Annotated in this window: 16 protein-coding genes; 11 read left to right on the top strand and 5 right to left on the bottom strand. The window is 64.3% G+C overall.

Translation table 11 applies throughout. The features are described from left to right. Positions 1 to 134: 134 nt before the first annotated feature. The 8 genes from QQK18_RS20800 to QQK18_RS20765 all read left to right on the top strand — a co-directional run bounded on the left by QQK18_RS20800 (position 135) and on the right by QQK18_RS20765 (position 11,708). Positions 135 to 2,597, top strand: coding sequence for an acyl-CoA dehydrogenase (locus QQK18_RS20800; RefSeq protein ID WP_284342291.1), 2,463 nt, complete (start codon positions 135 to 137; stop codon positions 2,595 to 2,597). A gap of 57 nt (positions 2,598 to 2,654) precedes the next feature. Then, positions 2,655 to 4,616 (top strand): 3-hydroxyacyl-CoA dehydrogenase NAD-binding domain-containing protein, encoded by a 1,962-nt coding sequence (locus tag QQK18_RS20795; RefSeq protein WP_284342290.1) that lies wholly within the window; start codon positions 2,655 to 2,657, stop codon positions 4,614 to 4,616. Positions 4,617 to 4,623: 7 nt separating this feature from the next. Then, positions 4,624 to 5,907 carry an acetyl-CoA C-acetyltransferase gene (locus QQK18_RS20790; RefSeq protein ID WP_284342289.1) on the top strand — a complete coding sequence of 428 codons (1,284 nt, stop codon included), beginning with the start codon at positions 4,624 to 4,626 and terminating at the stop codon, positions 5,905 to 5,907. 246 nt (positions 5,908 to 6,153) lie between these two features. Continuing rightward, positions 6,154 to 7,761: a peptide ABC transporter substrate-binding protein gene (locus tag QQK18_RS20785; protein WP_379993922.1), complete on the top strand. Its 1,608-nt coding sequence runs from the start codon at positions 6,154 to 6,156 to the stop codon at positions 7,759 to 7,761. Positions 7,762 to 7,857: 96 nt separating this feature from the next. Then, positions 7,858 to 8,781, top strand: coding sequence for an ABC transporter permease (locus tag QQK18_RS20780; protein ID WP_284342287.1), 924 nt, complete (start codon positions 7,858 to 7,860; stop codon positions 8,779 to 8,781). Further along, complete coding sequence (locus tag QQK18_RS20775) at positions 8,781 to 9,701, top strand: ABC transporter permease (protein ID WP_284342286.1); 921 nt, start codon at positions 8,781 to 8,783, stop codon at positions 9,699 to 9,701. The genes QQK18_RS20780 and QQK18_RS20775 overlap by 1 nt, the downstream gene beginning before the upstream one ends. A 1-nt stretch (position 9,702) precedes the next feature. Beyond that, positions 9,703 to 10,689, top strand: a complete 987-nt coding sequence (locus QQK18_RS20770; RefSeq protein WP_284342285.1) for an ABC transporter ATP-binding protein — start codon at positions 9,703 to 9,705, stop codon at positions 10,687 to 10,689. Next, positions 10,689 to 11,708, top strand: coding sequence for an ABC transporter ATP-binding protein (locus QQK18_RS20765; protein ID WP_284342284.1), 1,020 nt, complete (start codon positions 10,689 to 10,691; stop codon positions 11,706 to 11,708). The genes QQK18_RS20770 and QQK18_RS20765 overlap by 1 nt, the downstream gene beginning before the upstream one ends. A 39-nt stretch (positions 11,709 to 11,747) precedes the next feature. Here the strand turns inward: QQK18_RS20765 and QQK18_RS20760 are convergent, their stop codons facing one another. Further along, positions 11,748 to 12,236, bottom strand: coding sequence for a response regulator (locus QQK18_RS20760; RefSeq protein WP_284342283.1), 489 nt, complete (start codon positions 12,234 to 12,236; stop codon positions 11,748 to 11,750). Positions 12,237 to 12,518: 282 nt separating this feature from the next. Here QQK18_RS20760 and ykgO point away from each other — a divergent pair, with 282 nt between their 5' ends. After that, complete coding sequence (gene ykgO, locus QQK18_RS20755; protein WP_284342282.1) at positions 12,519 to 12,644, top strand: type B 50S ribosomal protein L36; 126 nt, start codon at positions 12,519 to 12,521, stop codon at positions 12,642 to 12,644. Positions 12,645 to 12,885: 241 nt separating this feature from the next. Then, a complete protein-coding gene (locus QQK18_RS20750) occupies positions 12,886 to 13,281 on the top strand; it encodes an SRPBCC family protein (protein ID WP_284342281.1) in 396 nt (131 codons plus the stop codon). Positions 13,282 to 13,583: 302 nt separating this feature from the next. Here QQK18_RS20750 and pyk read toward each other — a convergent pair whose 3' ends face one another. Further along, the gene (pyk, locus tag QQK18_RS20745; protein ID WP_284342280.1) at positions 13,584 to 15,020 is read right to left on the bottom strand and encodes a pyruvate kinase; all 1,437 of its coding nucleotides are present in this window, start codon (positions 15,018 to 15,020) and stop codon (positions 13,584 to 13,586) included. Next, on the bottom strand, positions 15,017 to 15,604 hold the full coding sequence (locus QQK18_RS27465) for a DUF1036 domain-containing protein (protein WP_348523248.1): 588 nt from the start codon (positions 15,602 to 15,604) through the stop codon (positions 15,017 to 15,019). The genes pyk and QQK18_RS27465 overlap by 4 nt, the downstream gene beginning before the upstream one ends. A gap of 172 nt (positions 15,605 to 15,776) precedes the next feature. Here QQK18_RS27465 and QQK18_RS20735 point away from each other — a divergent pair, with 172 nt between their 5' ends. After that, positions 15,777 to 16,037: a DUF2312 domain-containing protein gene (locus tag QQK18_RS20735; protein WP_284342279.1), complete on the top strand. Its 261-nt coding sequence runs from the start codon at positions 15,777 to 15,779 to the stop codon at positions 16,035 to 16,037. Positions 16,038 to 16,140: 103 nt separating this feature from the next. Here the strand turns inward: QQK18_RS20735 and dxs are convergent, their stop codons facing one another. Together dxs and QQK18_RS20725 are read right to left on the bottom strand one after the other, a co-directional pair. Beyond that, positions 16,141 to 18,102 carry a 1-deoxy-D-xylulose-5-phosphate synthase gene (dxs, locus tag QQK18_RS20730; protein WP_284342278.1) on the bottom strand — a complete coding sequence of 654 codons (1,962 nt, stop codon included), beginning with the start codon at positions 18,100 to 18,102 and terminating at the stop codon, positions 16,141 to 16,143. A gap of 162 nt (positions 18,103 to 18,264) precedes the next feature. Then, complete coding sequence (locus QQK18_RS20725) at positions 18,265 to 19,971, bottom strand: peptidoglycan L,D-endopeptidase MepK (RefSeq protein ID WP_379993819.1); 1,707 nt, start codon at positions 19,969 to 19,971, stop codon at positions 18,265 to 18,267. Positions 19,972 to 20,137: the final 166 nt, after the last annotated feature.

The raw sequence follows: 20,137 nt of genomic DNA, 5'->3' as shown, positions 1-20,137 counted from the left end.
GCGGCTAATGGTCGAATTGCCATCCTGAAACCTAATGGGCTTTCAGTTGACGTATACGTAAACCTTGTTAAACTCTTGGCCATGGCGCCGCGCGGGACGGTAGACTGGCCGGCGGCGGGCAGAAGGAGCTCGGGATGACTATCGCGCTTTGGGCAATCGGCGTTGTCGCCTTTGTCGTACTGGCGATGCGCCAGGCGCCGCTCTGGCAGTGGGGCGCGGCGGCGCTCGTCATTGGCCTTTTTACCCGATTCGACCCAGTGACTGGGTTCGATCCTTCGCCGCTCCTGCTGATCCTGGCGCTGCTGCCGGGCGTCGTTCTCCTGGCGCTCTCGGTTCGCGCGGTCCGCAAGGCTCTGCTCACCGCCCCGGCCTACGGCATGGTCAGGAAGATCCTGCCCAGGGTCTCGCGCACCGAGCAGGAAGCGCTCGATGCCGGCACCATCGGCTGGGACGCCGAACTGTTCTATGGCCGCCCGGACTGGACGAAACTGACCTCCATCCGGCCGCTGACGCTGACCGAGGAGGAAAAGGCGTTCCTCGACGGGCCGACCGAGGAGGTCTGCGCCATGATCGACGACTGGGAGACGCGCAACGAGCGCGCCGACCTCTCCCCGGAAGTCTGGCAGTTCCTCAAGGAAAAGGGTTTTCTCGGGATGCTCATCGACAAGGCTTATGATGGGCTCGGCTTCTCGGCCCAGGCCCAGTCGATGATCGTCTCCAAGATCGCCTCGCGCTCGGTCGCGGCCGGCATTACCGTGATGGTGCCCAATTCCCTGGGGCCGGGCGAACTGCTGGAGAAATACGGCACGCCCGAGCAGAAGGAGACCTACCTGTCGCGGCTCGCCAGGGGGCTCGAGGTGCCGTGCTTTGCCCTGACCGGCGTCCACTCGGGGTCGGACGCCGGCAACATGCGCGATGTCGGCGTGGTGACCAAAGGCACGTGGAACGGCAAGGAGGTCGTCGGTGTCACACTCTCCTGGGACAAGCGCTACATTACGCTTGCGCCCATCGCGACGCTGATCGGCCTTGCCTTCGACCTGCACGATCCGGACAACCTCCTTGGCAAGGGTGAGCATGTCGGCATCACGCTGGCGCTCATTCCACACGACCATCCGGGTGTCGAGATCGGCCGCCGGCATTTCCCGGCGCGGCAGGCGTTCATGAACGGGCCGACGCGCGGCAAGGACGTGTTCGTGCCGATGGACTATCTCATCGGCGGGGTCGACTATGCCGGCCAGGGCTGGCGCATGCTGATGGAGTGCCTGTCGACCGGTCGGGCCATTTCGTTGCCGGCCATCGGTTCGATCTCGATCAAGCAGGCGCTGAGGGTGACCTCCGCCTATGCCCGCATCCGCCGCCAGTTCGGCATCCCTGTCGGGATCATGGAGGGCGTTGCCGAACCCCTCGCAGGGATGGTCAAGAGCGCCTACACCTTCGAGGCGGCGCGACGACTGACGGCTTCCATGGTCGATGAAGGACAGCGCCCCTCGGTTCTTTCGGCGCTGCTCAAATATCGCACCACCGAGGCGATGCGCGACTGCCTCGATGCGGCTTTCGACATCCATGGCGGGCGCGCCATCCAGGACGGCCCTTCCAACTATCTCTTCGGCGGCTATATGGCGACGCCTGTCGCCATTACCGTGGAAGGCGCCAATATCCTCACCCGTACGCTGATGACCTTCGCCCAGGGCGTGCTGCGTGCCCATCCTTTCCTCTATAAGGAAGTCCAGGCCGCCCAGAACCCCGACCGCAAGGCGGGGGTCGACGCCTTCGACAAGGCCTTTGCCGGGCACACGGCCTTTATGCTGCGCAACAAGATCGCGACCTTTCTCCACGCGGTCACCTTCGGCATGTTCGCCTCCTCGCCCGTCGACCACGAGATGGCGCGCTGGTACCGGCAACTGCACCGCTACGCGCAGGCCTTCGCTCTCGTTGCCGACTGGACCACAGTGGTGCTCGGCGGCGCGCTCAAGGCCAGGCAACAGATATCGGGTCGCATGGCCGATATCTTGGGCGACCTCTACCTGATGAGCGCTGTCTTGAAGCGCTACGAGGACGAGGGACGTCTGGCGGATGACCGGGCGCTGGTCGATGCCATCATGGCCGACCGCATCGCGGCCATGGAGGCAACGTTTGGTGAAGTCTTCGCCAACTTCCCCAGCCGGCTCTTCGCCTTTGCCATGCGGGTTCTGTGCTTCCCGTTCGGACGGCATGCGAGGCCCGCACCGGACCGGGTCAACAACGGTTTCGTGTCCATGGTGCTGCGGCCAGGTGCCTTCCGTGACCGGCTGACCACCGGCGCCTATGTGTCGATGGATCCTGAGGATGTGACCGGCCTTCTGGAAGATGCGCTCGCCAAGGTGATCGCGGCCGAGGAGATCGAGGCCCGGTTCATGCGGGCGGTCAAGAAGGGAGAGGTTTCCCGCCGCCTCGACCGGGACGCCATCGCCGATGCCGTTGCCGCGGGGATCATCAACGACAACGAGGCCGGCATCCTGCGTGCTGCCGATGAAGCGACCGACCGGGCCGTTGCCGTCGACGACTTCGCCCCGGACGCCTTTGCCGCCCGCAAGTCGGCCCGGGCAGCGGCGGAATAGCGCGTTATTGAAACCGAACGCGACCCCTCGTCGCCAGCCAGGGAAGAGGAGCCGGAATTGGCGAAAACCGAGACGCCGGAGACCAGAAACTGGTCGTTCCATATCGACGTCGAGCAGTTGGGGTGGCTGACCATCGACCGCCCCGATGCCCCGGTCAATACGTTGAGCCGCGAGGCCATCGCCGAGCTCGAGAGCCTCATCGAGCGGATCGAGGATTTGATCGCGGGCGGGGAACTGGCCGGTGTCATCCTGCTCTCGGGCAAGGAGAGCGGGTTCATCGCCGGCGCCGATATCTCCGAGTTCGACGCCATGGCGGATTTCTCGGTGCTGCCGGATGCGCTTCGGCGCGCGCACGCGCTCTTCCAGCGCATCGAAAACCTCAAGGTGCCGGTCGTTGCCGGCATCCACGGCTTCTGCCTCGGCGGCGGCCTAGAGCTGGCGCTCGCCTGCCATTACCGGATCGCCATCGCCAACGATAAGACCCGCATCGGCTTTCCCGAGGTCAATCTCGGCATCTTTCCGGGCTTTGGGGGCACGGGCCGTTCCATCCGGCAGGCAGGGCCGGTCGATGCCATGCAGATCATGCTCACCGGCCGGATGCTGCGAGCCGGTCAGGCCCGCGGCATGGGCCTTGTCGACAAGCTCGTGAGGCACCGCGACATGCTGCGCTGGGAGGCGCGCAAGGCCGTTCTGCAAAAGCGCAGGTCGCGGCGGGCGAGCCTTGTGAAGCGCGTGATGGCGATGGGGCCGCTGCGCGGCTATGTGGCGAGCAAGATGCGCGATGAGGCCGGCAAGAAGGCGCGGCCCGAGCACTATCCCGCGCCCTATGCCCTCATCGATCTCTTCGAGAAGCACGGGGACGAGCCCGGGGCCATGATCGCCGGGGAGGTCGATGCGTTCGTCCCGCTCATGGGGTCGCCGACCGCGACGAACCTGCGGCGGGTGTTCTTCCTTTCGGAAGGATTGAAGAAGCAGGGCGTCAAGGGCGCGCGGTTCGCCAGGGTCCATGTCGTCGGGGCGGGCGTGATGGGCGGCGATATCGCCGCCTGGTGTGCGTTGCGGGGCATGGCGGTAACGCTCCAGGACCTCGACATGGAACGGATCAAGCCGGCGCTCGACCGGGCAAAGGGCCTGTTCAAAAAGCGGCTGAAGAAAAAGCACGAGGTCAATGCGGCGATGCTCCGGCTCGAGGCGGATCCAGCCGGCAAGGGCGTGGCGCGGGCCGACGTCGTCATCGAGGCGGTGGTCGAGAACCTTGAGATCAAGCGCAAGATCTTTGCCGGGGTCGAGGAGAAGTTGAAGGCTGGCGCGATCCTTGCCACCAACACCTCCTCGATCGAACTCGAGCGTATCGCCGAAGGACTCAAGGACCCGAGCCGGCTGATTGGCCTCCATTTCTTCAACCCGGTCGCGCAGCTGCCGCTGGTCGAGGTCATCCGTTCGACCTTCAACAGCGACGAGCAGATCGCCATGGGCGCAGCCTTTGCTCTCGCGATCGGCAAGAGCCCGGTGGTGGTCAAGTCCGCACCCGGCTTCCTCGTCAACCGGGTGCTGATGCCCTATATGCTGGGCGCCGTCGAGCGGGTCGAGAGAGGCGAGAGCAAGGAGCTGATCGATGCCGCCGCCGTCGCCTTCGGCATGCCGATGGGCCCGATCGAACTGATGGATACTGTCGGCCTCGATGTCGGCCAGTCGGTCGCCACCGAGCTCGGCCACGCGGTGCCGGAGGATTCGAGGTTCGCCCGTCTGGTCGCTGCCGGCAAGCTTGGCCGCAAGAGCGGCGAGGGCTTTTACAAGTGGGAAAAGGGCAAGGCGCAGAAGGGCGAGGCACCGGCCCATGCCGACCTGGCCGGGCTCGGGCGCGAGCTCGTCAAACCACTGGTGGACACCACGGCGGTGGTCGTTGCCGAGGGCGTGGTGGCGAGCGCCGATCTCGCCGATATCGGGGTGATCCTCGGGACGGGCTTTGCGCCGTTCCTCGGTGGGCCGATGAAGGCACGTGCGGACGACAGGGCGTGAGGACAATATGAACGGAATGAGAAAAGTCGCCATTGTCGGTTCTGCCCGCATCCCCTTCGCGCGCGGCCATACCGCCTATGTGGAAGAGAGCAATCTTTCCATGCTTGCCACTGCGCTCGGCGGTCTTGTCGACAAGTTCAACCTCAAAGGCGAGAAGATCGACGAGGTGATGGCAGGCGCGGTCATCAACCATTCACGCGACTTCAACCTCGCACGCGAAGCGTCGCTCGATGCGGGCCTGTCGCCGAGAACCCCGGGCACGACCATGCAGATCGCCTGCGGCACGAGCCTGCAGGCGGCGTTGACTATCGGCAACAAGATCATGACCGGCGAGATCGACTGCGGCATTGCGGCGGGCTCCGACACCGTCAGCGACAGCCCCGTGGTTTTCGGTGACAAGTTCCAGCACCGCATGATCAACCTCAGCCGCGCGCGAAGCGCCGGCGAAAAGCTCGGGGTCTTCAAGGGGTTCTCGTTCGGGGAACTGACGCCCGTCGCGCCATCGACGCAGGAGCCGCGCACGGGTCTTTCCATGGGGCAGCACTGCGAGCTGATGGCGCGCGAGTGGGGCATTGCGCGTGAGGCACAGGACGAGCTCGCATTGAGGAGCCACAAGAACGCCGCCAAGGCCTATGACGAGGGCTTCCACGACGACCTGCTGGTGCCCTGCGCCGGGCTGGTCAAGGACAACAATGTGCGGCCCGATACGAGCCTCGAGAAGATGGCGACGATGAAGCCGGCTTTCGACAAGTCCTCGGGCCATGGCACGCTGACGGCGGCCAATTCGACGCCACTGACCGACGGGGCGGCCGCGGTGCTGCTGGCGAGCGAGGAGTGGGCGAGGGCGCGGGGCCTGCCGGTCCTGGCTTACCTGACCATGGGGCGGGTCGCCGCCAACGATTTCGCCGGCGGCGAGGGGCTGCTGATGGCGCCGACCATCGCGGTCTCCGAGATGCTGGCCCGTTCCAACATCACCTTTGCCGATATCGATGTCTTCGAATTGCACGAGGCTTTCGCCGCGCAGGTACTCTGCACCCTGAAGGCCTGGACCGACGCCAAATACTGTAAGAACGTGCTCGGGCGCGAGACGGTGCTGGGCGAGGTCGATCCGGAAAAGCTCAACACCAAGGGATCGAGCCTTGCCTATGGCCACCCCTTTGCCGCGACCGGCGCGCGCATACTCGGAGTCACCGCCAAGCTCCTTGCCAGCGAAGAAAAGCAACGGGCATTGATCTCGGTCTGCACGGCCGGCGGCATGGGGGTCGCTGCCTTGGTCGAACGCGCCAGTTAAGTTCACAATTGCAATAAAACCGGCGCAAAGCCTGCACCTGGCATCGCTGGTTGCCGGGGTGTTAACATTTTTGTGGCGGTTGACGTTTGCGGCAACCTTTCACTTGCAAGTGGACGGAAAGTGGGGATACCGTCCACCAATCTTGATCAGGCGGTAAATTCTGCCGGTCAGGCAAAAAATGGCCGGGCCAACCAATTCCGGCTGCATAAACAGGAAACCCTTTCAGGAGATGGGACGATAATGAAAATCACACAGGTCCTTAAGGCGGCAACGACCGCCGGTGTGGTTGCGCTGCTTATGAGCAGCTCCGCCTACGCCGTGACCCTGCAGATGCACAATGGCGGTGATCCGGGTTCGATCGACCCGCACAAGGTCTCCGGCGACTGGGAGAACCGCGTCGTCGGCGATTATCTGGAAGGCCTTGTGACTGAGGATCCCGAGGCTGCGCCGATCCCGGGGCAGGCCGAGAGTTGGGAGATTTCGGACGACGGCCTTGTCTACACCTTCCATCTGCGCGACGGCATCCAGTGGACCGACGGCACGCCGGTCACCGCCGACGACTTCGTCTTTGCTTTCCAGCGCCTGATGGATCCGGCGACGGCCTCGGAATACGCCTACCTCCAGTATCCCATCAAGAATGCCGAGGCGATCAATTCGGGCGAGATCACCGATTTCAGCCAGCTTGGGGTCAAGGCTGTTGACGAGAAGACCGTCGAGATCACGCTCGAGGCGCCGACGCCGTTCTTCCTCGACGCGCTCACCCACTACACGGCCTATCCGGTCCCCAAGCATCTCATCGAAGAGGTCGGCGATGCCTGGACCGATATGGACAACATCGTCGCCAACGGTCCTTACAAGATCGTCGAGTGGCTGCCGGGCTCCTATGTCCGTTCGGAAAAGAACGCGGACTATTACGACGCCGAGAACGTGCAGATCGACGAGGTCTTCTACCACGTGCTCGAGGACCAGACGGCGGCGCTCAACCGCTACCGCGCCGGCGAATTCGACATCCTGACCGACCTCCCTTCCGACCAGTACCAGTGGCTGCAGGACAACCTGCCGGGCGAGGCGCATGTGGAGCCGTTCCTCGGCGTCTACTACTACGTCCTCAACCAGGAAAAGCCGCCGCTCGACGACGTGCGCATCCGCGAGGCGCTGTCGATCTCGGTGCTGCGCGACGTGATCGGGCCGGACGTGCTCGGCACCGGCGAACTGCCTGCCTATGGCTGGGTGCCGCCGGGCACCGGCAACTATGTCGAGAACGCCTACGATCCTGAATGGGCAACGCTGCCCTATGAGGACCGCGTCGCCCGCGCCGTCGAGCTGATGACCGAGGCCGGCTACGGCCCCGATAATCCGCTGAACCTGCAGTTGCGCTACAACACCAACGACAACCACCAGCGCATTGCGGTGGCGATTGCCGCCATGTGGGAGCCGCTCGGGGTCAATGTCGAGCTGTTCAACTCGGAAACCGCAGTGCACTACGACGCGCTGCGCGCCGGCGACTTCCAGGTCGGCCGGGCCGGGTGGCTCCTCGACTACAACGACCCGTCCAATACGCTCGACCTCCTCAAGACCGGCATCTCGCAGGGTGACGGCACCAACTGGGGCAACAACTACGGTCGTTACTCCAACGAGGAGTTCGACGCGCTGATGGACCAGGCCGCCACCGAGCAGGATCTTGTCGCACGCGGTGAAATCCTGGCTGATGCCGAGGAGATCGCCATGGACGAGTTCGCGGCCATCCCGATCTACTGGTACGTCTCGAAGAACGTCGTGAAGCCCTACATCGAAGGGTTCGTCGACAACGCCAAGGACATCCACCGCACGCGGTGGCTGACGAAGTCGGAGTAAGCCGATGACGGATCGTGGGGCCGGCCGGCCCCACGATCCCTTTTCCGGCGAGACGCGCGGTCTCCGCGGCGCCCCGGACAATAAAGGTCACACGAAATGCTCGGTTACGCATTGCGGCGAGTGCTCTCGGCCATACCGATTGCACTGATCGCCGTATCGGTCTGTTTTTTCATTTTGCGCCTGGCGCCTGGCGGCCCGTTCGACGGGGAGCGCGCGCTGCCGCCACTGGTCCTCGCGAACCTTCGCGCCCACTACAGTCTCGATCAGCCGCTGGTCGTCCAGTATTTCATCTATATCTGGCGCCTGCTGCACGGCGATCTCGGCCCGTCAATGGTCATCGAGGGCTTTTCGGTCAGCCGGCTTATCGCCATCGGCTTTCCCTTCACCCTGACGCTGGCGCTCACTGCCTTTGTCATCGCCACGGCCATCGGGCTCCTGGCCGGCATGGTCGCGGCGGTGAACCAGAACAAGTGGCCGGACTACGTGTTGGTGCTGGCGGTAATGATCGGCGTGATCATCCCCAACTTCCTGATGGCCGCGCTGCTGCAGCTCTGGTTCGGCGTCCATCTCGGATGGTTTCCGGCGGGAGGCTGGGTCACAGGGTCATGGATGCATCTGGTGCTGCCGGTGACGGTGCTCGCCTGGCCGCACGCGGCGCGCATCTCGCGGCTGATGCGCGGCTCGATGATCGAGATCCTAGGTACCAACTATGTGCGCACCGCCCGCTCCAAGGGGCTCGGTGAGCGCCTGGTTCTGGCCAGGCACGCGATCAAGCCGGCGCTTATCCCCGTCGTCTCCTATCTCGGCCCGGGCCTTTCATACCTTCTCACCGGTTCTCTCGCCGTCGAGCAGATCTTCGGCCTGCCCGGGATTGGCAAGTACTTCGTCACCGCCGCGCTCAACCGCGATTACGGCATAGTTCTCGGAACGACCATCCTCTATATGTTCATCATCCTTGCGCTCAACCTCATCGTCGACCTCGTCTATGCCTGGCTCGATCCAAAGGTGAGGTACCGCTAATGGCCGGGATCACTGGAAAAGACGCGGTCCTGACCGACTACGCCAACCGGCTGGCGACGCTCGAGGCGCCCAAGGGCCGCTCACTGACGCAGGACGCGCTGCGACGCCTCTCCAACAACAAGGCGGCGGTGGTCTCGATCGTGGTGCTGGCGCTGATCGTCATCATCGCTTTCGTCGGCCCCTATTTCGTGCCGTGGACCTATTCGCAGGTCGACTGGACGGCGATCCGCAAGCCGCCCGATTTCGACAAGGGCCACTTCTTCGGCACCGACCAGAACGGGCGCGACATGCTGGCGCGCGTGCTGCAGGGTACGCAGATGTCATTGATCGTGGCGGGAGTGGCCACGGTCGTCTCGGTCGCCATCGGCGTCGTCTACGGAGCAGTTGCCGGATATTTCGGCGGGCGGGTGGATGCCGTCATGATGCGTATTGTCGACATCATGTACGCGCTGCCCTACATCCTCTTCGTCATCATCCTCGTCGTCATGTTCGGGCGCAATCCGGTGCTGCTGTTCGTCGGCATCGGGGCGATCGAATGGCTGACCATGGCCCGGATCGTGCGCGGGCAGACGCTGACCTTGAAGGAAAAGGAATTCGTCGAGGCGGCGCGGGCTGGCGGGGCCAAGCCCTGGACGATCATCACCCGCCACATCGTGCCGAACCTGACCGGCCCGGTGGTGATCTATGCAACGCTGACCGTTCCCGAGATCATCATTGCCGAAAGCTTCCTTTCCTATCTCGGCCTCGGCGTCCAGGAGCCGCAGACCTCTCTCGGCACGCTGATCTCGTTCGGAGCGCCCGTCGCCGAGGTGCTGCCCTGGATGCTGATGGCGCCCGCCGGCGTGCTGATCACCATGCTCCTCTGCCTCACCTATATCGGTGACGGCCTGCGCGACGCGCTCGACCCCAAGGATCGTTGAGATGTCCAATACCGTTCTCACCGTTGAAGATCTGTCCGTCACCTTCGCTTTGCACGGCAGCGAGGTGCATGCGGTGCGCGACATGAACTTCACCCTGACCGAAGGCGAAATCCTCGCGGTCGTCGGGGAAAGCGGCTCAGGCAAGAGCCAGGCATTCCTCTCGATCATGGGTTTATTGGCCAAGAACGGCCGAGTGACAGGCAACGCCATGCTCGGCGACGTCAACCTTGTCGGCATGGACAAGGTCAAGCTGGACGCCTATCGGGGCAAGGACATCGCGATGATCTTCCAGGATCCGATGACCTCGCTCAACCCGAGCCTGCGGGTGCGTACGCAGCTTTCCGAGGTGCTGGTCAAGCATCGCGGTTTCGACAAGGAGAAGGCCGTTCTAGCGGCCATCGAAATGCTCGAGCGTGTCGGCATCCCCGAACCTGCCAAGCGCTCCAATGCTTTCCCGCACGAACTGTCGGGCGGCATGCGCCAGCGCGTCATGATCGCCATGGCGCTCCTCTGCCAACCCAAGATCCTCATCGCCGACGAGCCGACGACGGCGCTCGACGTCACCGTGCAGGCGCAGATGCTCGACCTCTTCAAATCGCTGACTGAGGATTTTGGCACTGCTCTGGTGCTGATCACTCATGATCTGGGCGTCGTGGCCGGCATCGCCGACCGGATGATGGTGATGTATGGCGGGCGCGCGGTCGAGAAAGGCAAGGTCGACGATCTTTTCTACGACCCCAAACACCCCTACACTCTGGGGCTCCTGCATTCGACGCCGCACATCGCCCACCGGGCGGCGCGGCTCGACCCGATCCAGGGGTTGCCACCCAGTCTCGAACACCTTCCCAAGGGTTGCTCTTTCAATCCGCGCTGCGCCTTCCGCTTCGAGCGGTGCCTTGCCGAGCGTCCGCCGCTGGCGCCGGCCGGCGAAGGCCGCGAGAAGGCCTGTTTCTATGAAGGTGAACTGAACTACGAGAAGGTGGCGTGATGGCCGACAAATCCGAAACCCTGCTCGAGATCCGGGGACTCGGGAAGAGCTTCTCGATCGCGACCGGCCTCTTCTCCCAGCCGCTGGAACTGAAGGCGCTTCAGGACATCTCGTTCAGCATCAAGAAGGGCGAGACGCTGGGGATCGTGGGCGAGAGCGGCTGCGGGAAATCGACACTCGGCCGTTGCATCCTGCAGCTCATCGAACCGGATCAGGGCCAGGTGCTCTGGCTCGGCCAGGACCTGATGAAACTGTCGGGCGAGGAGATGCGCAAAAGGCGGCAGGACCTGCAGATCATCTTCCAGGACCCGCTGGCCTCCCTCAACCCGCGCATGACCGTCGGTGAGATTATCGCCGATCCGCTGAGGACGTTGCGGCCGGAGCTCGGTCGCGACCAGCGGCGGGCCAAGGTCGTCAAGATGATGGAGGCGGTGGGCCTCCTGCCCGAAATGATCAACCGCTACCCACACGAGTTCTCGGGCGGGCAGGCGCAGCGCATCGGCATTGCCCGAGCGCTCATCACCGAGCCCAAGCTTATCGTCTGCGACGAGCCGGTCTCGGCACTGGACGTCTCCATCCAGGCACAGATCCTCAACCTCCTTGCCGACCTCAAGGACGAGTTCGGGCTCACCCTCATCTTCATTTCGCATAACCTCTCGGTCGTGCGGCACGTGTCGGACCGGATCCTGGTGCTCTATCTCGGTCGGATCGTGGAGCTGGCAACGGGTAATGAGATCTACGACGACCCCAAGCACCCCTATACCAAGGCGCTGCTGACGGCCGTGCCGATCCCTGACCCGAAGCTCGCACGGCAACGCAGCATCGATGCTTTGCGAGGCGAGATTCCTTCGCCGATCAGCCAGCCATCTGGCTGCACCTTCCGCACACGCTGCCGCTATGCCAAACCGCTTTGCGCCGAGGTGCGCCCGCCGCTCGAGACCATCGGAGGAGACCGGCTGGTCGCCTGCCACCGCTGGCAGGAAATCGAGGTGCCCGAGGAAGCGATGGTCGAAGCCTGACCTGATCAGGCTCCGATCTATCGGAGCGGGTCTGCTGTTTTACCTCTCCCGCCGTTCGCCCGTGCCGAGATCAGGGGCGGCACGGCGGCGCCGATCGGGACCGACATAGTCGTCGGTCTCGATGGTGGCGCGGGGCGCTTTGCGGATGGCCTCGAGCCGCGTCTCAAGATGGGCGGCAGCGAAGGGCTTGCGCAGGAATTCGGTCACTCCGGCGTCGCGGGCCGCGGCGATGCGTTGGCCGTCGGGCATCGATGCCATCATGACGATGGGCGTCAGCCGGTTGCGGCAGTCCTCGCTATGGCGCAGGCGGCGCACGAATTCGACGCTGTCGGTACCGGCAAGTCCATCGTCAAGCAGGATGACCTCGAAATCGCGGCGCTTGAGCTCGAACATGGCGCCTGCCGCGTCCGTGGCGCTGCGGATGTCGCGGCGGCCGGCATGGCGGAGCATTGCCGCGACGATGTCGATCATATGCTGGCTGTGGTCGGCGATGAGGACGCCGTGGGCGGTGATCGTCTCTACGGGCATTCGGGCGGGCTCGCAGGCAAGATGTCTTTGAAAAGAACAATACGCCGCGGCAGGTGACAGGGTGGTTAACGGGCGGGCGCACCGACGTTCCGGGTGCTTTGGACTATCGAATTGTCGGGCTTTCGAACCGAAAAGTGGCATCCACTTTTGCTGGAAACGCTCTCTTCGCAGCGGTGGAAAACCAACCGTTTCCGGCGTTGACATCGCCGGCCGATATCCCTATGTTCCGGCCAGTTTCGGGCGCCCACAGCGCCCGGTTTTTGTTTATCCGGGGTTCAAGAGATGAAGATCCGCAATTCGCTGAAGGCGTTGATGACTCGCCACCGCGCGAACAAGCTCGTCCGCCGCCGCGGACGCGTCTACATCATCAACAAGACCGACAAGCGCTACAAAGCCCGTCAGGGATAAGCGTTTATCTTAATCGGTAACCGTTTGAAAAGGCTCGCGAAATTCGCGGGCCTTTTTCTATTGCCCTGGCAGGAAACATGATGCACCCCTAGCACGCGCGATTTTGGTGGTATCAGATCGCGCGCTTTGACTTTGTCGTCGCGGGATTCTCATGAAAAACCGGTCCCACCCCGGATCAAGTCCGGGACAGGCTCTTTTCGCATCCCGCCTTCGCGCGCCTCAACCTTCGTTCGAGTTGCTGATGTATTCCAGCCGAACCGTGACCGTCGCCATCGCCCGGCCGCTGCAGCGCGTCTACGAGTTTCTCGCCGAGCCGCGCAACCTGCCGCGCTGGGCGTCGGGCCCGCTGGTCAACTACCACCAGGTGAGCGCGCACGAGTGGCAGGCGGACGGACCGGTGCGGATCCAGTTCACGCCGGTCAACAGGTTCGGTGTGATCGACTTCTCGATCACACCCTCGAGCATGCTTTCGCAGATGACGCCCGCGCGGGTTTATGCCAACGGAGAGGGAGCGGAAGTGGCGATAACACTCTTCCAGCGCGAAGCGATCACCAACGAGCAGTTCGCCTCCGACTGCGCGTGGATGGAAGCGGATTTGCAGGTTTTGAAGACGTATTTGGAAAGCTTGGAGCCGTAGGGTCTCGTAGAGGTTGACGGCCCATCACCAGCCGGGTGTCATCCTGGAGAAGTCCGGAACCATCTGAGATACTGCGCATGCCGCGAGGTGCGTGAGCCGTGAAAACATCACCAACTCCGAATCATTCCCGCGCAAGCGGAAACCTCCGTTTCCACTTACCGGCATCGCCAACAGAGGTCCCCGCTTTCGCGGGGATGACCCGGTGGGTAGGGAGGAATTCTGCCACCGCCGTATTCGGTTCGCCTTCGCCGGGATGACACGCCGTTGAGTAGGGAAGGATGGTATCCCTACTAGGCTCGGCCTCAGCTCGAGCCGGCGCCGTCCTGGCGAACGAACGCGATGCGAAGCATGTTGGTCGCACCGGGCGTGCCCAGCGGTACGCCGGCGGTGATGGCGATGCGGTCGCCGGGGCGGGCAAAGCCTTCCTGATAGGCGATGATGCAGGCGCGATCGACCATGTCCTCGAGGCTCGCCGCGTCTTCGGTCTGAACGCAATGGATGCCCCAGACGACCGACAGGCGCCTTATGGTTCGAAGATTCGGGGAGAGCGCGATGATCGGCTTCGACGGCCGCTCGCGGGCGGCACGGATGCCGGTCGAGCCCGACGAGGTGTAGGTGACGATGGCGGCCAGATCGAGGGTTTCCGCGACCTGACGGGTGGCTGCGGAGATGGCGTCGGCGGCGGTCGCCTCGGGCTCGGTCGCCTGAGCACGGATGATCGTGCGGTAGTTGGTGTCGTTCTCGACGGCGATGGCCACGCGGTTCATCATGGTAACCGCCTCGACCGGATATTCGCCCGAGGCGCTCTCGGCCGAGAGCATGACCGCGTCGGCGCCCTCGAAGACGGCAATCGACACGTCCGAGACCTCGGCGCGGGTCGGCACCGGCGAGGTGATCATCGATTCCAGCATCTGGGTTGCGACCACCACGGGCTTGCCGAAGCGGCGAGCCATGCGGATCATCTTCTTTTGCAGGCCCGGCACGGTCTCGAGCGGCAGCTCGACGCCGAGGTCGCCGCGCGCCACCATGAAGGCATCGCACAGCTTGATGATCTCCTCGAGCCGGTCGATGGCTTGCGGCTTTTCGATCTTGGCCATGACGCCGGCACGGCCCTGCACGATCTTGCGGACGTCGATGATGTCCTCCGGCCGCTGCACGAAGGAGAGAGCGATCCAGTCGGCATCGCATTTGAGCCCTTCGAGCAGGTCCGCGTGGTCCTTTTCGGTCAGCGCGCCGACGGGCAGGAGCGTATCGGGGAGCGACACGCCCTTGCGGTCCGAGAGCCTGCCGCCATAGATGACCTCCGTCTCGACGGCGCCGCCGCCGACCTTGGTCGCCTTCAATTGCAGCTTGCCGTCGTCGAGCAGCAGGCGGTCGCCCACCGACACACTCTCGATGATCTCGGGATGGGGGAGGAAGACGCGCTCGGCGGTGCCGGTTTCGTCGACCGAATCGAGCACGAATTTCTGCCCTGCAACCAGTTGGACGGCCCCTTCGGCAAAACGCGCGATGCGCAGCTTGGGGCCTTGCAGGTCGACGAGGATGCCGAGCGGGTGCTTGAGGCGCGCTTCGACGTCGCGGATGCGGGAGACGGTCTCACGCAGGAGCTCATGGCTCGCATGGCTCATATTGATGCGGAAGACATCGGCTCCGGCGCGCGCCAGATCCTCGATCGTCTTATCATCCTGGCTGGCGGGGCCGAGGGTGGCGACGATCTTCACGCGTCTCATGCGTCTCATTGGGTATCCGTGCCTTCGATGTCAGTTGCGTCGAACTCGCCTTCGATCTCGCCCTCGATCTCAATGTCGACGTCGTCCGGATCTACGAGCAGCAGGGGTTCTTCCAGGTTTTCCTCACCGTCGGGCGCGATCACACGCGGCGCGGCTTCCCCTTCGGTCAGCTGCAGCGTCCATTCGGTCTTGCCCTGAGTGTTGATCTCAAAGAACCCCGTGCGCTCATAGCCCCGTGCGAGGCAATCCTCAACCCCGAATATTGTGAAGGTTTCGTCACGTGTGCACATGAAGAACGACCCGCCCCAGTCGCCCCCGCCGATATCGTCTGCGGCATAGACGTAGTAGTAGCTGCGGGCGAGATCGCCCTGGTAGAGCACCCGGCAGTTGCCGGGCGGCGTTTGCCACCAGCCTTCCGACTGCCAGCCGCGCTCGGCCCTGTAGCCGAGGGCCACCGAGACCAGATTGCCCGTCTCGTTGCAGACGCGAAGATCCGCACGCGCCGGCGCGGCCGTAATCATCAGGCCGGAGAATGTCAGGCCGAGAAGTGTTATGCCGAGGCGCAGGACGTGCAAGAGCGGGCCGGAAATCATCGCGGGAAATCACCTCTGGTTTGAACGCGGTCAACGGACGGTGTCAATCGCTAAAGCCGGGTTTTGGCGCAATTGCGGGGGCTTTGCGCAACCCGATGTGGATTGAGGTCAAAAGCGCTTGAACCGAGGGCCCCGCTGGGGTTGAACCGGGGGCGAAACGAAAGGTGAATTCATGTCGGTTGAAAGTGTAGCCCAGGACCAGTTGCGCGCGTTCATTGAAAGGATCGAGCGCATGGAGGAAGAGAAGGCGGCCATCGCCGCCGACATCAAGGAGATCTATGCCGAAGCCAAGGGCAATGGCTTCGACACCAAGGTCATCCGGCAGATCGTGCGGATCCGCAAGCAGGACGCCAATGAGCGCCTGGAGCAGGAAGCCCTGCTCGAGCTCTATATGGCCGCGCTCGGCATGGTCAACGCGCCGAGCGAGGTGTGATCGTTTCCAGAGAACGGCTTTTCGGCCCCTCAGCATAGGGGAGCGACAGAGCTACTGCCGATTGCAAAGCCCGCTCCGCTCGCCGGCAGCGGGCTTTTTGCGTTCACCCGATGCGATCGGCAGCCGCCTTCATGGCCGCTTCGTCGTAGCCGAGAGCATTGAGGGCGGCCGCGAGGATGCCGGCGCGGTCGAGGCCGGCCGCGGCATACATGTTGCCTTGCGTCGAATGCTCGGTGAAGACGTCGGGGATCATCAGCGGGCGCAGTTTCAACTTGCCGTCGAGCAGACCGTTGCGGGCAAGGAAGGTCGCCACATGGCTGCCGAAGCCGCCGATCGAGCTCTCCTCGACGGTCAGGAGCACGTCGTGACTCGTGGCGAGGCGCGCGATCAGCTCTTCGTCGAGCGGCTTCATGAAGCGAGCATCGGCGACGGTCGGGGCAAAGCCGAGGGCTGCGAGTTTTTCGGCGGCGGCGAGCGCTTCGGCAAGCCGCGTGCCGTAGGAGAGGATGGCAACGGTCGAACCTTCGCGAACGATCCGCCCCTTGCCGATGGCAAGCGGTGCGCCGCGCTGGGGCAACTCGACGCCGACACCGTCGCCGCGTGGATAGCGGAAAGCGATGGGGCCGGTATCGTGGCCGACGGCGGTCGCCACCATATGGACGAGTTCGGCCTCGTCAGCAGCGGCCATCAGAACCATGCCGGGGAGGGCGCCGAGATAGGCGGCATCGTAGTTGCCGGCGTGGGTGGGGCCATCGGCGCCCACATAGCCGGCCCGGTCCAGGGCGAAGCGCACCGGCAGGCTCTGGATGGCCACGTCGTGGATCACCTGGTCATAGGCGCGCTGCAGGAAGGTCGAATAGATGGCGCAGAACGGCTTTAGGCCATCGGCGGCCATGCCGGCCGCGAAGGTGACGGCGTGCTGCTCGGCGATGCCGACATCGAAGCAGCGCGCCGGGAAAACCTCGGCGAACTTGTCGAGGCCGGTGCCCGAAGGCATGGCGGCGGTGACGGCAACGACGCGCTCATCATGGCGGGCTTCCTCGATCAGCGCCTTGGCGAAGACGCCGGTATAGGAGGGGGCGTTGGAGGGCGTCTTGGCTTGCGCGCCTGTGATGACGTTGAACTTGGAAACGCCGTGATACTTGTCGGCAGAGTCTTCGGCCGGTCCGTAGCCCTTGCCCTTTTTGGTGACCACATGGACGAGGATAGGACCGCTGTCGGCGTCGCGGACATTGGTCAGGACCGGCAGCAGGTGATCGAGATTGTGTCCGTCGATGGGGCCGACGTAATAAAAGCCCAGCTCCTCGAAGAGCGTGCCGCCGGTGAAGAACGAGCGGGCGAACTCCTCGGTGCGGCGGGCCGGCTCATGGAAGACGTGCGGCAGCTTCTTGGCAATGGTCTTGGCCGTCTCGCGCATGCCGCGATAGACCGGGCCGGAAACGAGCCGGGCGAGATACGTGCGCATGGCCCCGGTCGGCGGGGCGATCGACATGTCGTTATCGTTGAGGATGACGATGAGCCGTGCGTCCATGGCGCCGGCATTATTCATGGCCTCGTAGGCCATGCCGGCCGACATCGCGCCGTCGCCGATGACTGCGATGACATTGCGCTTGATGCCCTGCTGCTCGGCGGCGACCGCCATGCCGAGACCTGCCGAAATCGAGGTCGATGAATGGCCGGCCCCGAACGGGTCGTATTCACTCTCGGCCCGGCGGGTGAACCCGGAAAGGCCGTCCTTCTGACGCAGGGTGCGGATGCGGTCGCGCCGGCCTGTCAGGATCTTGTGCGGATAGGCCTGGTGCCCGACGTCCCAGATCAGCCGGTCGTCGGGCGTATTGAAGACGGCATGGATGGCGACGGTCAATTCGACGACGCCGAGTCCGGCGCCCAGATGCCCGCCGGTCACCGAAACGGCGTCGATCATTTCCGCGCGAAGCTCGTCGGCGAACTGGCGCAGGTCCTCGCGCGGGAGTGCGCGCAGGTCGGCAGGCGAATTGACGGTATCGAGCAGCGGTGTTTGCGGCTTTTCGGCCAATTGCTTGTCCTTGTCGTGATCACCGGCCATCCGGACGATCATTAGTGAGCGCCGCGCGCCAATGCAACCGCCACGCTGTCGCGGGTAAACCCGGCAAGTGGGGCGGAAGTTCGTCGGGATGTGCTGGTTTCTACCCGATCTCGCTCGAATGGTCTGGTCGCAAGACGCTGAAAACGGCTGCGGCGTCCCGAGCTACCGGGACGCGACGATCATCGGGCGGGCGGGCTGGAAGCGGTCGGAGGCGAGGATCGGGGGGAAGTCGCCGACCCCCATGCGCGGGACGTGAGGCCCGAGTTCGGTGGCAGGGTCGAAGTCGGCCTCGTCGTGCTCGAAAATGACCGCGTAGCGAGCCGAGCTGACGGCGGCAGGCAACGCCATGATCTCGGTCACATGGTCTAGATCGGGGGCGATCAGCTCGGCGTCGCGCATGGCGATCCTTTTAACCGGTTGGTCGCGCGCGACGAACTCGGCCAGGGCCTTCGCCACCGGCAGGGCTTGCGGCTGGCTTTCGAGCGCGCCGAAGGTGGCCTCGAACAGATCGGATACCGGAGCCGGGGAGGCGGCGGTGACCGCCGGCAGGCTGCCGAGAGAGGCGGTGCGCATGGTTGAGGCGCTCACCAGCCCGGGCCGTAGTGAGGATGCGGACGGGCCCTGCTGGGCATCCGGTTCCGGCGTCGCGGCAACCTTGGCTGTGCCGGTCTCGATGAGGTTTTCCAGCGCCCGCTCGGTCGCGGGGGCGGCATAGGCGGTCAGCACCGTCTCGCGTTCTTCGGCGGGCGGATTGGTCATGTGCAGGCGCGGAGCTGGCACCGGCGCATCGAGCGCGGCAATGGCCATGACGGCGGTCTCGCCATTGGTCACCTGCCGCAGGCTCGCCGGCTTGGTGGCGGGAATGGGCGCGACGCTGGCAACGGTAAGCTCCTCGGGGCGCAGCGGCGCGCTGCCGACGCTCGAGAAGGGGACGGTTTCCGACTCGACCGGATCGGGTGTCGGGGCCGGCACCGACGGCGCCTGCGTTGCGGCGGCAACCTGCATCTGCGGGCGTGTGGCGGGCACCGGGGCGACGCGCGTGCCCGATGCCTGTGGCGCGGATGCCTGGGGCGCCGCGGCGACTGCGACGGGGGCGGGTTCGGCTGCCTTGCCGCCGCCGGTGAAGAGGTCCATGAGCGTGCGGCCCGAGCCGCCGGAACTGGCGATGGCCGTGCCCGAGGACCGGCCTCCGCAGGGGATGGAATGGCACTTCTGCCACTCGGCTTGGGCGAGCTTGTAGCCTTCCTGGGAGAGCGGACGGCCGTTGGTCGGCAGGTGCAGGGTGCGTCCGTCGGGAAAGAGTTCCTGCAATTGCGCTGTGGTCATGCGGGGCCAGGCGCGGACGTTTCCGGTATCCAGGTGCACAAACGGGCTGCCTGAGGTCGGATAGTAGCCAACACCCCCAACCTGCTTTTTCATGGCGATGGCTCGCAGGCGGTTGAGCGGGACGCCAGGGATGAAGAAGTCCATGGCATTGCCGCGCATGTGCTGGGAGTTATCGGCGACACCGGACGACTTAGCGGCGAGCATAGCGTTTGTTGCGGGGGAGCGGTAGGCGGAGACCACGTGGATGGGCTGGGTGCCGCCCGCCTCCTGATAGACCTCCCAGACGAGATCGAAGAGGCGCGGGTCCATCTTCGCCGGCTCGTTGCGCCGCCAGTCGCGCAGGAAATGGTTGAGCTGATCGAGGCCCGACTGGATGTAACGCCCGTCGCGCTTGAAGGCGATGCGGGCGGTTTCCTTGGTATGGGTATAGTAGAGATAGAGCGCGCGCTCATTGGCGGCGGCAGCCGGCAGCCCCATGGGCAGCATGGTCGCGATGCTGATGACCGCGGCCATGAACAGCCGCGCAATGCGAGTAGCCCTCAAACCAAAGTCCCCGCTACGCTATACACAGTCCGGTGGATACAATTTCCGGACTTTTTAGCGCAAACCTTACTAGAACCCGTTAACGCTAACCCGGCGCTAACATCTCAGGCCTGCCCTCGGCATGGGGTTTTAAGGTCGAAAGCGGGCTGAACCAAGGCGAAAATGT

Source organism: Devosia nitrariae (assembly GCF_030160115.1).
Taxonomy (GTDB): domain Bacteria; phylum Pseudomonadota; class Alphaproteobacteria; order Rhizobiales; family Devosiaceae; genus Devosia; species Devosia nitrariae.
This window is presented reverse-complemented; position numbering and strand designations above follow the sequence as displayed.